This is a genomic window from Mucilaginibacter sp. P4_C11 (genome assembly GCF_056402115.1).
On the sequence record NZ_JBFUIA010000031.1, the window covers coordinates 1 to 14,379 of the forward strand.

9 protein-coding genes are annotated in these 14,379 nt (G+C 42.5%); all 9 read right to left on the bottom strand.

Annotated elements, in window-relative coordinates; genetic code table 11:
- Positions 1 to 642 precede the first annotated feature (642 nt).
- Positions 643 to 2,616 (bottom strand): sialate O-acetylesterase, encoded by a 1,974-nt coding sequence (locus AC1DU2_RS23825; RefSeq protein ID WP_477387426.1) that lies wholly within the window; start codon positions 2,614 to 2,616, stop codon positions 643 to 645.
- A 151-nt stretch (positions 2,617 to 2,767) separates the two neighbouring features.
- Complete coding sequence (locus AC1DU2_RS23830) at positions 2,768 to 4,390, bottom strand: alpha-L-fucosidase (protein ID WP_477387428.1); 1,623 nt, start codon at positions 4,388 to 4,390, stop codon at positions 2,768 to 2,770.
- Between the two features lie 74 nt (positions 4,391 to 4,464).
- On the bottom strand, positions 4,465 to 5,994 hold the full coding sequence (locus tag AC1DU2_RS23835; protein WP_477387430.1) for a SusD/RagB family nutrient-binding outer membrane lipoprotein: 1,530 nt from the start codon (positions 5,992 to 5,994) through the stop codon (positions 4,465 to 4,467).
- Between the two features lie 17 nt (positions 5,995 to 6,011).
- The gene (locus AC1DU2_RS23840) at positions 6,012 to 9,461 is read right to left on the bottom strand and encodes a SusC/RagA family TonB-linked outer membrane protein (RefSeq protein ID WP_477387433.1); all 3,450 of its coding nucleotides are present in this window, start codon (positions 9,459 to 9,461) and stop codon (positions 6,012 to 6,014) included.
- 18 nt (positions 9,462 to 9,479) lie between these two features.
- Entirely contained in the window at positions 9,480 to 10,517 is a 1,038-nt protein-coding gene (locus AC1DU2_RS23845) for a FecR family protein (RefSeq protein WP_477387435.1), read from the bottom strand.
- 73 nt (positions 10,518 to 10,590) lie between these two features.
- Positions 10,591 to 11,217 carry an RNA polymerase sigma factor gene (locus tag AC1DU2_RS23850; protein ID WP_477361216.1) on the bottom strand — a complete coding sequence of 209 codons (627 nt, stop codon included), beginning with the start codon at positions 11,215 to 11,217 and terminating at the stop codon, positions 10,591 to 10,593.
- A 187-nt stretch (positions 11,218 to 11,404) separates the two neighbouring features.
- The gene (locus AC1DU2_RS23855; protein ID WP_477387437.1) at positions 11,405 to 11,704 is read right to left on the bottom strand and encodes a PAAR domain-containing protein; all 300 of its coding nucleotides are present in this window, start codon (positions 11,702 to 11,704) and stop codon (positions 11,405 to 11,407) included.
- A gap of 1 nt (position 11,705) precedes the next feature.
- Entirely contained in the window at positions 11,706 to 13,496 is a 1,791-nt protein-coding gene (gene vgrG / locus AC1DU2_RS23860; protein WP_477387439.1) for a type VI secretion system tip protein VgrG, read from the bottom strand.
- Positions 13,497 to 13,813: 317 nt separating this feature from the next.
- Complete coding sequence (locus AC1DU2_RS23865) at positions 13,814 to 14,125, bottom strand: hypothetical protein (RefSeq protein WP_477387441.1); 312 nt, start codon at positions 14,123 to 14,125, stop codon at positions 13,814 to 13,816.
- Between the last annotated feature and the right edge of the window lie 254 nt (positions 14,126 to 14,379).

A 14,379-nucleotide genomic window follows, 5' to 3' on the forward strand; every position in this document is an offset into this window, starting at 1 on the left:
ATAGAAAAGATAGAAAAGAGTTTATTCTATGGTACTTGTTCCTCAAGAATAAACAAAATGGCAATAGGTTTTCTTAGCCATATTTGAACTCTACCATGAATAAAAAAAGCCGGACTTTCGTCCGGCCATGGTATCGTTCGCAAATATTATTGCTGGCAGGTTGCACCTCTGCAGAGCCTGGGTACTCTTATATCTGCATTTGCTATATACTGCTTTTTTTAACTAATTCCACCAACTATTTTTGGCATCATTACCAAAAATAAATGGCATGGTCGCACAAACAGGCCTTTGCCTGGTATGCTTCGACAGGCAACCCATGACATGTTGAATTTTTGAAGTGCGCAGGCCTGACACCCTGAGCCTGTCGAAGGGTCGCGCGGAGAGGCCTTTGCCCGCTATGCTTCGACAGGCTCAGTATGACAACGCTCTTTAGTATCTAATTTCCCCTTCAGAGTTTCCTTGTGCCACCTGTTTGGCCGGCAAAAGGACAAACATTTGGGTATGCTTAAGTTGTGTAAAACATCAGTTTAGTGTTAACCATGATAAAACACAAAATATTTATTATCAAACAGTTATAAAAATAAAATCCAAAATGTGTTAAGTTATGTTAACCCACTTTACATGAGTCGCCCTGCTCCTAAACTACTTCTTATTCAACGTAACACCCGGCCATTCATCAGTACGGAACGGCGACGCAGGCAGACCCGCGGCATTGTACAAATTACATACCGGGTTAATTCCCCAGGCGTACCTAACTGCTACCGGGTTGCTTACCTGTGTACTGCTTACTACAACTTTATCGCCAACAATCACAGCATCCGCCCAATAAAATTTCTGGTCGGCACCGGCAATGGCAAACCCTTTTAGCGGCTGCCCGTCGGTGGTTTTAAGGCCGTCTCCAAATTTAAAGGAAAGCGTTACTTTATCATCTTTGATGGCATACTTTTGAAATATAGGCCCCGAATAATCAATTTTTTCACCATAGGTTTTAGCAAGGGCGGCCAATGCCAGCCTGCGTCCTACTTCCTGCTTGTTTTTTGGGTGAATATCGTACCCGCCCAAATCAATAGCAACGGCCATGCCTGTATTTGGCAGCGAGCGTGTTTTAAGTTGGGCTTCCCGCAATTCGGCCCAATCTGAGGCTGAGGGCTGCGGTTCGGTGATGTAGTAATTGGCCAGTTGCACAAAATAAAAAGGGAAGTTACCCTCGCCCCACCTGGCACGCCAATCGTTGATCATGGTGGGGAACAATTGACGGTATTGATACGCCCTGCCCGAATTTGATTCGCCCTGGTACCAGATCGCGCCTTTAATAGCGTACTGTATAAAAGGGTTAATCATCGCATTAAACAATACCGAAGGCCGGTTGGGGCTTTTGGGATCGGTTGGAAAAGGCGGCATGTTTTTCATGTTCATACCTATACGATACTGCCAGGCATTGTTTAACGGAATTTGCTGACCATTATCATTAGCCAGGTATAGTAATTTGGCATCACTGTAAAGGCCTCCATTGCCCATGCCATCAAACACGCGGATGGTAATTATATTTTCGCCGGCTTTAACCAGGTTACCGGGTATGGTATACATCCTTGGCGTATTATAAACTGCGGTTTCGCCTACTTTTTCGCCATTGAACCAGGTGATATCGGCATCATCAACCGCGCCCAGGCTTAACTTAACAGGTTTGCCCGCCCAATCATCCGGAACAACTATTTTTTTATGTAACCAAATAACGCCATCAAAATTTGGCAAGGTTTTCTCTAAAATAGATGGCAAAACCATATCGTGCCATTTAGAAACATCCAGATCTGCCGCCAGCCAAACCGGCTTGCCCTGGTTATACCCCGAATCCTTTTCGGCAATAAGGCTTTGCCATTGCTGCGCCTTAAGCACATAAGCTTTTTGGGCTTCTTCTTTATTCTCTGTTTCAACGGTGGTTAAAGGTTCAACAAACTCGGGCATAGTTCGTAAAGCAGTGCCGCTTGTCCAGGCCTCGGCAATAGTTCCGCCCCATGAGGTATGGATTAAGCCTATGGGTATATTTGTTTTACTATAAATTTCCCTTGCAAAAAAATAGGCAACCGACGAAAATTCGGCCACATTTTCGGGTGTGCAGGGCACCCACCCACCTTTGGTTACTTTTGCATCGGCCAAGGGTATACTGCTGGTTATATGCTCAACCTGCAACAGTCGGATATTGGGGTAATTGGCCCCGGCTATTTCTTTTTCATAATTATTAATTTTTCCCCATCCCGCCACCGGCATTTCCATGTTCGACTGGCCAGAGCATAACCACACTTCACCTATCATCACGTTCTTCAACTCCAGCGCCTCTCCATCCGAAATGGTGATGGTAAAAGGCCCTCCATATGATGGGGTTCCAACTTTTATTTTCCAGTTTCCGTCGGGGTCAACGATGGTGCTGTATTTTTTGCCGGACCAGGTTGTTGTTATCACTACCTTTTTACCGGCTTCGGCTTTCCCCCAAATAGCAGCTTTGGTTTTTTGCTGCAAAACCATATTATCGCTAAAAACAGATGGCAGGCTTACTTTGGCACTGCTTAACTGCGCAGCAACCAAAAATGAAAACACGGTTAACAATAATGATTTGAACATAACTTGATTTATGGGAGGTTTACTTTTCCTTGCGGATAAAAATAGCACCTTAATTCAAATTATTTATCAATCGTTAACTTTATTACAAAACAACTGATTGGTATCCTGAAACCAATTCAATCCACCTACGATTAACCATCTGGCGTTTAGCTTATCTCAGCAATTTGTTCTCCCCCTCTATTTCCACGTTTTCCTGTTGTACTATGGCTTTATACTCATAGCTACCTTTCAGGGGTAGTGTAAGTTGAAAGCTGCCATCGGGCTTAATGGGCACCCAGGCGCTGGCAGTCCATTTACCGGCGTATAGGGTTTCAACCTGGCCACGGTAAGGCCTGTAATCAAAACGGGCCAGTTTAACCAAGGGTGTTTTATAGTTTACTATCCGGCCTTTTAATACCACCGGGCCTTTCGCCAATGTAGTACCACCGGTTTCAACAATAACCGCTTCTTTAAAAGCGGGGTTTACATTATCCAGCTTAATAACAACCGGGTTTGGCCAGCGATGATCGTCATAAATACGTTGCGCTTTCACAACCGATACTTCCAATCCTTTACCGGTTTGGGTATACCTGCAGCTTACGTCATCACTTTTATATTCAATTACCTGGCTATTTTGCCCCAAAACGCTTATTCTGGTATCGGGCGTACTGATTGCCGAGCGAATAGTGAAAGTTTTACGCGTACCTTCCTTCCATTCGGCGGCATCGGTTACTATGGCGTAAAGTGTGTGCCCGTCTTTTTGGGTAAACCAAATATTTCCCTCTTTGCTTACAACCCAACTCCGAACATCGTCAATACATTCGCGGTTTATAAAATACCATGCCGACATTTCGCGCAATCGTTCTTCCTGCTCTAATGGTAGTTCGCCGTTAGGTTTTGGGCCAACGTTCAGTAACAGTGATCCGCCTTTAGCCCTGGCTTCTGTCAATAAACCAATCAGCTGGCTGCCCGATTTATAACGCTCATTAGTTGGCTGGTAGCCCCATGCGGTACCCATGGTAATGCATGATAACCATGGTTCGTTGATCATTGCCCCCGGCATAATCTGCTCGGGCGTTTTGATAGCCCCGCGGGTGATCAGCAAATCGGGCTGCAATTTCCAGCAGGTTTGCTTTACAATTTCTTTGGGGTCGCCATCAATAAAAAGGACATCTATTCTGCCGTATTTGGTCATCAGTTCTTCGCATTGCTGCCGGGTATAATCATCATAGGCTTTGCGGGTGGCTGCATCCATTTTAACATCCGTCCGGCTTATTGTAATGTGATGGTCATGCAAAAAACTAAAGTCTTCCGGCGAAAAATAAAAACCCACCTGCAGACCGACCTCGCGCGTGGCATCAACAAATTCTTTCAACAGGTCTTTTTTATAAGGAGTATGGGTGATATTAAAACCGGTAGTTTTGGTATCCCACATGCAAAAACCCGAATGATGTTTAGTGGTAAAAACAATATACTTCATGCCGGCAAGCTTAGCCAATACAGCTATCTGGTGCGGGTCGAATTTTGATGGATCAAAGGTCTTCGGCAATTCGGTAAAATACCGGTTTACATAGTCATCACTTGCCCCTACCAGCGAGTGGCTGATAACCAGGCCTAACTGCCCATCCATACTAAAATGGATAAACAAACCCAAGCCTGTGTTTTTAAGCCAAAGCTCCCGTTCGGGCTTGTTCAGGTTATAATTACTGGCATTGTCGTCTTTCACCAGGTCGTTTTGTGCAATGGCTCCATTGCAACATATCACCAGCACTAACAAATAAAAATATCTTGTCATCAGTAAAAATTAAAAAAGGAAGGGCAACCAAACCCTTCCTTAAACCAATCTATCAATTTATTAACACGAATGCATTATTTATCCCACCACATCCTTGTCAGGAAATCATCTGCACCCTGCCGCGCAATTGCAGCTGCGTACGATGCGGCATTAAGATTTTGCTCGGATATAGGGTACAACATCCTCCTGAATATTTTGCCGCCGGTGGCATTACCTACATAATTAWTAGGCACCAAAGCCGGGTATCCTGTACGCCTGTAAGTAGCAAATACTTCCTGCGCATCCGGGAAAATACCAATCCAAAACTCAGTATATATCTGCGCCAGTTTTTGATCAAGGGTACCGGTAGCGTTAAAAGGATGGTAATTGATGTACGTATTAATCTGCACGTCGCTGATTGCACCTGCGCTGCCGCCTATAACCGCCCACTGGCGCATGGAGGCTGCTATACCATTTTGGTACAATGAAGCTGCCGTAGCAGTGCTATACCATCCTCTTGATGCAGCCTCGGCCAACAGAAAATAGCTCTCGGCCGCGGTAAACACCAAACGGGGAGAATTTAAAAGTAATATTGTTTTTGGATTAGGTTCAGAATAGGTCACAAAGTCGGCCGGTTTGGCGTTCAATCCTGACGACATCCCTTTTTGTATAGCTGATGTAGTATCGGCAGCCCCGCTATTGTACACAATTGATATTACGCCCAGCCGGGGGTCTTTATTGGCTTTAAGGTAGTTGATAAAAACATCCTGATATTTACCGCCTTCGGTATTGGTTGTTCCGTTCTGGGCAATATAGTCATTGTTCCACAGGTCATTTGCCATTGGATTTTTATTGATATCCTGGCCAGAACCAACATAAGGAACTTTGGCGATATCCGCATCGTTTAATATAACACCACCGGCAATAGCTTTAGTTGCCCATGATTGCGCCGAAGTTAAATCAACCTTGGTCATGCGCATAGCACACCTTAACATCAGCGAATAAGCGAATTTTTTCCATTTATCAGTGCTTCCACCGTAAATCAAATCGGCGGCGCCAAAAGTTGCTTTGCTGGCATCAAGCGATGTGGCAGCCTGGTCAAGTTCTTTCAGCATGTCGGCATAGATATCCTTTTGCGCATCATAGGCAGGCTTGTAAATTGATCCGTTATAACCTTGCGCTGCCTGGGAATATGGGATATCGCCATACAAATCAGTAAGCCTGCTAAAGCAATATACCCGCCAGATACGTGCCTCGGCAACCAGGTTAACCTGCGATGCATCAGTACCTGCCGCTTTAATTACTTCAACCAGCTCATTGATCTCGTTAGGATAAGCACTGCTGAACGCGGCTGCGGATTGCTGGCTTTGGGCTAAAACGTATTTACTTCCAAAACCGGCAACATCATTAAAGCTGGTGGTATACTGCATGGTACCCAATAAAAGATCGAGCATCCGGCTTGTGCCATCATATTCGGCTTTAGTGAATATATATTGAGGAACAGCTTTCGACGACGCGTTGGGGTTAACATTAAGGGTATCGAAATTTTTGGTACACGATTGTATAGCGATAATGCCGAGCATGACCAGTAAACAATGGGTATATTTTGTTATATGTCTTTTCATCGTATTCAACTTTAATATTAGAATTTAACTGAAAGGTTTACACCAAGAGAACGGGTACGCGGCAAACCAATGGATTCGAACCCCTGGGTATTGCTGTTGGTAAAACTTTCTTCCGGGTCGAAATTTTTTGTCTTTTTATAGATAGTCCACAGGTTACGTGATACCAGCGAGATACTTGCCGACTGAATATGCACGGCCTTTAAATCGATAGCAGGCAGATTGTATGATAATATAACCTGGCGAAGCTTAACAAAGCTGCCATCATGCAAAAACAAATCTGAATACGTTTTATAGTTGTCATAATAGGTACGCAGGCCGCTAACGGGTACTGTGCGGGTATACGGTGCCCCCTTTTGGTCAACACCATTTAGAACCAGGCCATTTTCGCGACCGGGCAATGTTGATTTCATCAAACCTAAACGGGTTGCATATACTTCCATTACCGAAAACACTTTGTTACCGAATTTACCGTCGAGCAGGAAGCTTAACGAAATCCGTTTGTATCTGAATTCGTTAGTTAAACCCATAGTAAGCGGCGCAACACTTTTACCAAGCGGGGCGTATGGTGCTACAACCGGTAAACCTGTAGTGGCATTAAAAACCACGTCGCCGGCACTGTTTCTTAACATATGGGTACCATATATGGTTCCGAATGACATTCCTTCGGTATTATTTAAAAGCCCCCAGTTGCCCACAGAATTTGCAAGCTGTATGGTAGATAAGCCCGGTGCAAGTTTTACTACCTTGTTATCATTATAAGCAACGTTGTAACTGGTATTCCAGGTAAAGTCCTTTGATTTTATTGGACTGCCGTTCAGCAATACCTCAATACCTTTATTGCTTACCTCGCCTACGTTAAGGATTACATTGTTATAACCCGATGTTGATGATATGGCCGTATTAACAATATCATTTGTGGTTTTACGGTCATACACTGTAACATCCAACCCTAAGCGGTTTTGCAGCATTTGCAGTTCAATCCCTCCCTCTAAAGTTGTTGAAGTATAAGGTTTAAGGTTACTATTTGTAATATTATTGCTTGTTACGTTTTGTAAAGGCTGGCCCGCACTTGGCACGTTACTGTAAGTGAGGTTAATAACATAAGGATCAGGAGCGCCGCCGCCTACCTGGGCCCATGATGCCCTTAATTTTGCCAGGTTAAAAAGCTCTGGCAGTTTAACAGCATCCGAAAGGATGAAACTACCACCTACACTTGGATAAAATATGCTGTTGTTTTTAGCGCTAAGCGTCGAAAACCAATCTTTACGACCGGTAAACGATAAAAACAACAGGCTTTTGTAATCAAAATCGGCCGAACCGAATACCGAATTGGTTACTATTTGAGCATTATAAGGTGTGGTTGACACCGTAGAAAGATTGGTTGAGCTGTAAAAATAAGGTATCACAAACTGCGATCCGTTTAAGGTTTGCTGATTGGTGATATTTTTACGGCTGTTAACACCTCCTAATACCCCTACATTTAAATCACTGATGATTTTGGTTTTATAAGTAGCGGTTACCAGTTCATTTGTTTCAGATACATCCGATTTAATGGCCTGGTATTGCCCGTTTGGCACATAAAGCGTTCCCGTAGGCAGTACGTTAGAATAATTGTAGTTAAAAAAGTCTCTGCTTAGGGTAGCTTTAAATGTAAGGTCCTTTATAGGGGTATAAGAAACAGATCCCTGGCCAATAAAGCGGTTTTTAACATCGTCTTCCTTATACTTATTAATAACAAAGTATCCGTTTGATGCGATGGCCGCGTCATTCCAAACCATCTCATTGCCACTAGCATCGTATCCAGGTTTAAGCCAGCGTACATCAACGGTGTTGGCAACTTCAAGTGGTGTCCAGTTAGGATTACCTAAAGCATCGCCCGCACCTGTTCGGTTATGGCCGGTTTCAATATTGTATTGCGCCAGGGCCTCGATAGAGATTTTATTACTTAGCTTGCTGGTTAATGCCAGGTTAAACGTCTTCCTATCGTAGGTTGTACCCGGCAAAATACCTTTACTGCTCAGGTCGGCTGCCGAGAAACGGTAAGTGATTGCCTCATTGCCGCCTAAAAATGCAAGACTATTGGTATAGGTACTCCCGGTTTGATAAAAGTTTTTAAGGTTATCTTTTTGAGCCGAGTACGGGTGTATTTTACCATCAACGGCCACATAATCTGTCGAACCATCAATTTTTGAGCCCCACGAACGCCTGCCGGTTCCTTGCGCGGTTGCGAGCGTGGTTGGTTTTACACCGCCATCTCCTTGCCCGTATTCATACTGGTAATCCGGAAAAACTGCTACATTATCATAAGTAGCAGTTGAATTAAACTCGATTCCTACTCCTTTTTGAATCCGTCCCTTTTTAGTAGTGATAAGGATAACACCATTTGCTGCCCGCGAACCATATAAAGCCGCTGCCGTACCTCCCTTTAACACACTGATAGACTCGATGTCATCAGGGTTTAAGGCAGCTATACCATCGCCACGGTCAACGTTATTGGTAATACCGTTTACAGTTGGTGCGCCACCGGGTACACTGTTGTCAATTGGCATGCCGTTTACCACGTACAGCGGTTGGTTATCGCCTGCAAGGCCGCCATTACCACGTATAACTATCCGGCTTGAACCACCCGGACCTGTTGATAAACCAGCGGCGTTTACACCGGCGACCTTGCCAGTCAGCGCGTTAGCCACGTTATTTTCGCGGGCCTGGGTAAATTCTGTTCCTTTAACCTCGGTAACCGAGTAGCCTAATGATTTTTTTTGCTTACTAATACCAAGCGCGGTTACTACAACCTCGTTAAGCGTACTGCTATTCTGTTTCAATTTTATTTGAACAGGCGATGTTAAATCAGTTACCGTAACTTCCTCTTTATTATAACCAATATAAGCAACCAATAAGGTTAGTGGTTTCCCTGTAAATTTATCCGGAACTACCAGTTTAAAATTACCCAATACATCAGTTGATGTGCCAATTCTAGGATCGGCTTTCAGATATACCGATGCACCTATAACCGGCAAGCCGTCTTTTTCGTCAACCACCTTACCTATTAACACAGCGGCAACTACAGGCGCCGTATTAACGACAGTTTCTTTTACCGAATAAATAGAGATCTGGCTGTTACTGATTTTACGGTATTCCAGCTGAAAAAATGATAATAATTGTTTCAGGTTATCATCAAGGTTAAACTGCTTAGCGTTGTTAAATAAGCTTACCGGTATAAATTTATTATCCAGCAACCCTTCCTGGTAAGCAATTTGCACATTGAATTGCTTTTTGATATTTTCAAGCGCATCCTTCAACAGCACTTTATTTTCGGCAACCTGCTGCATGGCATAGCCCGGGGCTTTTGTATGAAACCTGTTATTGCTGGTAAGCGCCAGCTGGGCATAGCCGTAAACCGACTGGCCGAGCAACACCAACAAGAAACAGCAACATTTTAAAAAAGTTGAAAAGTCAAATTTTCGCATAAATGAGTTGTTTAGGGGTTAATTTTTTGTGATTGTGATGTTTTTGTCTGTTTGGGTGACCTTTACCGATAACGTAGTTGAGATTGTTTCCAAAAGTTCGTCAACGTTTGATACACTTATCTCTCCTTCAATTTTCAGGTTGGCAATAGCCGGGTCGGTATAATCAATGTGATATCCATAATCGTCGGTCATGACCTCGCCGATTTGTGATAACGTAGCATTGTTAAAAAGTAATTGGTGGTTTGTCCACTGTGTTAATTTCTCGGGCACAGCAAGCTTCTTTTGGGTTACCACCTTCCGGTGGGCGTATTCCACATAATCGCCCGGCTTCATCACCAGCAACTTGTTGTTATGCGATGCCAGGTCAAGGTATTGGAGCATAATTTTACCGCTTACCAGGCCCACATTGGTTTTATTGTGCCTGTTACGTACATTAAAGGAGGTACCTAACACCTCGATATTAACATCGTTGCAATGCACAATAAATCTTTCGGTAGCTTTTATATGGCGGGGATCTTTATTAATATGTTTTACACTAAAAAAGCCTTCACCGCTAATCCAAACTTCTCTCGCCTTTTTATCCCAGTTGTTTGCATATGATAATTTGGAGTTACCATTAAGTATCACTATCGAATTATCGGGCAGGGTAACGGTACGCAATTCGCCAAAAGCGGTAACAACTTCATTTTTTGAGTTGTATTTCAGCATCCAGAAAACTATCCCTGCTGATGATACCAATAAGATCATCGCTGCTACGCGTAGGAAGGTGTTTAAGCGGAATACTTTTTGTTTTACTGCTCTTTTACCGTGTAAAGTACCTTCAATACGGTTCCAAACTTTTTGTTGATTTGCTTCGTTTGTAAAAACATCCTGCTTACGGTAAGCTAATATAATTTGGGCAGCTTCATCAATAATTTCCTTTTGAGCAGGATACATAGCTGTAACCGATTGCCAGAAGTTGGTGTTATTTTTAGTGGGGCTGATAACAAACTGAAGAAAATCGTCATCATCTAAAAAATCCTGTAGGGTATAAGTGCCGTATTTTGCAATCTCCATGCTATATAAGTTTCTGATTTAAACCTTATATACATGAGCATACGGGAATTATCCCTCCTAAATAAAAATAAATTTAATTTGAGTGAATATGGGTACCTAAACAACTGTAAAGGCCAATAACGATGACCAGTTTTGAAGTTTTTAGCGCACCCTGCAGGTTGTTGAATGCTTTATAAAGCAGTTTGTAGGTAGAGTTGATGTTGATTTCCATAATATCGGATATCTCTTCATAGCCCAGCCCTTCGTAAAAACGCAGATAGATGATTTCCTGCTGCCTGGCCGGCAACGTTTTTACTACTGTTTTTATTTTATGCTGAAGTTCGCGTTCCTCTTCATTCGCAATAATCTGGTGATCAAAGGATATCTCGAACGAAAAATTATAATCGGTTTCCGATTCTAAATCGACAAAACGGGATTGTCCCTGCATTTTGCGAAAAATAATACCACGCAACGATTTATACAGGTAATTTTTTACCGATGCCGGCGTGCCAAGCGTTGCCCTGTTTGTCCAAAGTTTAATAAACAAGTCATGAATAGCATCTTCAATAATATTTACGTCGCGGGTAAATTTGTAACCGTAATTATTGAGTACTTTAAAATGGTTGTTGTAAAGCTGTGTGTAGGCATCCCAGCTGCCCTCTTTAAAGGCAAGCCATGTTGCAACATTGTCGTCGTAAATACCTACAATACTTTCGGACATAATTAAGCTAAAATCATCTACTTTTTAAAAAATGAATTTAAGTACAATGTAATAAAATATAACAATAATTTTACAGAAACAACCTATTTAGTTTATTTGCTTATTGGGCTAAGCCAAGGTTTTGACTGGTATTGATAAATTTTGCGAAAATGTAGCCGGGGGAGGGCAGCGCGTTTAAGATATTTTGCTATCCGCCTATTATTACATTAAAGGCGCCTAACATTATTTGGCCACCATGCGCGGTTTTATCACCAAGCCTCGCGGCCGGACTCCCTCCTATAATTACAGAGGCCGACCCTGTAACAATGGAGTCTGGCGGGCCAACGCAAAGTGCCATATCACCTACCCTTGCAGCAGGCACTCCACCAATTAAAACTGTTGGTTCGCCGGGGCCAATAATCGGCCCGCCCACATGTGGTATTGGCACAGCCGCCGGTGTAAGCATGGGGCATTCATGAAAATCTGTAAGTCTGGCAGCTGCTGGCATGTTAGTTAATCATTATCATGGCACTTTTCAGCGTCAGTTGCATTCCGCCCATTAACTCAGCAGTCTCTGCGCCGGTTGCCGAATATTGCATGTCTGCAATTTCTTTAATGTTCATTCCATTCACATTCACATCTCCGCCAGATGCCTGGATATTTATTCCCTGGGTACCTTTTATATTGATTTGCTGACCGGCCTCAAAATTTATATTTTTTTCACTTTTAATCGTAATCCCACCTTCCGCCATAATAATACTATTGCTGTTTTGATCTTTTATAGTTACTTGTTTATCTTTATCACTAATCACCACATTGTTACCGGCAGGGGTAGATAATGTTAGCACCTCATTTTCATCGTCAAACTGTATAGTTATACCCGACCGCGATTTCAGGCCTTTAATAGAATTAATTTGATCGGCGGCAAAAGGGGTTTTTAACTTAGGATTGCTATACATGCTTCCTAAAATAACTGGGTAACGGGGATCTTCATTTAAAAAACCTAATACAACCTCGTCGCCAACCTCGGGCAAAAAGAAGGCACCGGCATCGCTGCTTGAATAAAAATTGGATAATCTTGCCCATAGGCCATTTTCACCTTGATCAAACATAGGTACATTAACCAGGATTCTGAATTGGTTGTCCGGATCGGCACCGATTGCTTTTACCGTTCCGTTAAGCAGGCCATGTGTTGCGGGCAAAAGGCCAGACGCCGACGGCGCTATTACATCGGCTTTTTCGATAAGCCAATCTGCCGGCAGTCCGACAGCAACTTCTGTGAACCAGTTGCCGTCGTTGATATTGTGAGTAACGCCTGAAATAATATGATCACCATTAAACCTGTCACCTAGACCCTGAAGTGTAATATATTTACCAGGCTCCACTAAACAAGTTCCCTGGAATTTAGCGTTGCCTAAAATTTTGGCATAAGCGCTTTTAATAACCTGCGCGTTTGACCAGATTGTTAATTCGGTCGTATTTAGGGCAGCTGTTGTTTGTTGTCTATAGTCAGCTAACTCAACTACCTCAGATAATGCTTTCGACGTAAGGTTACCCGGACCGGCAATACTGTTTACCACGTTGGCCGTATTAACTATCTGCTGTGCATAATCCCATGAATTTGATGTGATACTGCCCAACTGCGATACCGAATTTAAACTGGCATTAAATTCCAATAAGCTTTCTCCGTAACCAACAGTAATAATCGGTGTGGTATCGGCATCAGGTTTTACTACCGATATTTTTCCATTTAAAGCAACCACCAGCAAGCCATTTGCCTCTGCCTGCGAAACAATGTAAGCCCAATCTGTTACATAATACTGAACCTGTTGTGGCCGCACAACATTGGTGGCCGTGATATTGGCCGAGAGGCCATAGCTTGATACAATGGAAGCAATTATATCACTATCTTTTTTATCAACGAAGGTTACGCACTTTCTGCTAACAGTCATTTTAACAGCCACATCCATGCATTCAATTTCCAGTGCCGATCCTACTAAACTGTCTACACGAATTGTTTGCTTTGTTATAATACCCTTAAATATTAAGCTATTGCTCAAGTCATAACCGGCTTCGATAGTGATGGAAGCGCCGGGAACAAAGGTACTTGATGAGCTGGCGTCAAATGTGCCGGTATCTGCCCTGCCATCTAATATTATGATCCTGGCTATCGGGATGCAGTTCACTTTCTTTTCTACGTTAACGGATACTATCATTAATGCATCAGCAATAGGCTTCGCGTCAACATTAATCGCAAACGAAACTATAACACCGCCTGTAACTGCGCTTGAGGTTGCCATTGGCTATTTAATTTAGGTTTTGAGGTAGTTTTGTGATTTTTAAAAACGCTGCAATATAAGATTTTATGTGATGCTTTTTTATGACAACGTCTACCTTGCAATAAACTTTGCTTGCTTTTAATAACGATAATAGCTTTTTCTTTCCACCCCTTTTAATAAATTAAATATCCATAAATATTTAGGTTAGTTATTATCAGCATTACCTCCTCTGCAATGTCTCCCCAGCGCCATCAGCTAACAATACCAACAGTATAAAAAAACTCCGACCTGTTATTCAAGGGCGGAGTTTTTTATTGAATGATATTTTGGTTTAATTATTAAGAGGCCTTTGCCAGTTTGTAACCAGGTTCGGCAGTTAATGTACGCTTTACAGTTGGGATAGCAGGTTCCCGGTATTTTTCTTTCAGTTTTTTAAATATCTGGAAACTAAAGGCGTCCTTCATGGGTAAATTCCATTTGGCAATAGACGCCGGGTGTAATTGTAAACTATCCGTTGGAACCCTTAAGTTCATATGATTGATGTGCGTAAGACCGGTAATTTTATCGGTATCAAATATCACAAAGGTATCAACTGTGTTGCCCCGCGCATCGGTGTAAATTACTGACTCATGTTCGTTAAAAGTTTTCATAGTGTTGGTAGATATATTTTGATAACAAGAAAACAAAGCAAAGGTTTTATAACTATTAATTAATTTAATTTTAAACAAACTTAATTAATTAAGGATACAGTATTAAAACCGTTATCCTTCATCAAAATAAAACAGCTCTTTTCGCATACTGTTGGCGCCCCCTTTGCAACACCTTTCATGCACCTTTATATTACCTTACAGCCGCCTTTTATACACCTGACAATAAACTTAGTGCGGCGGAGATATTTCTGCTA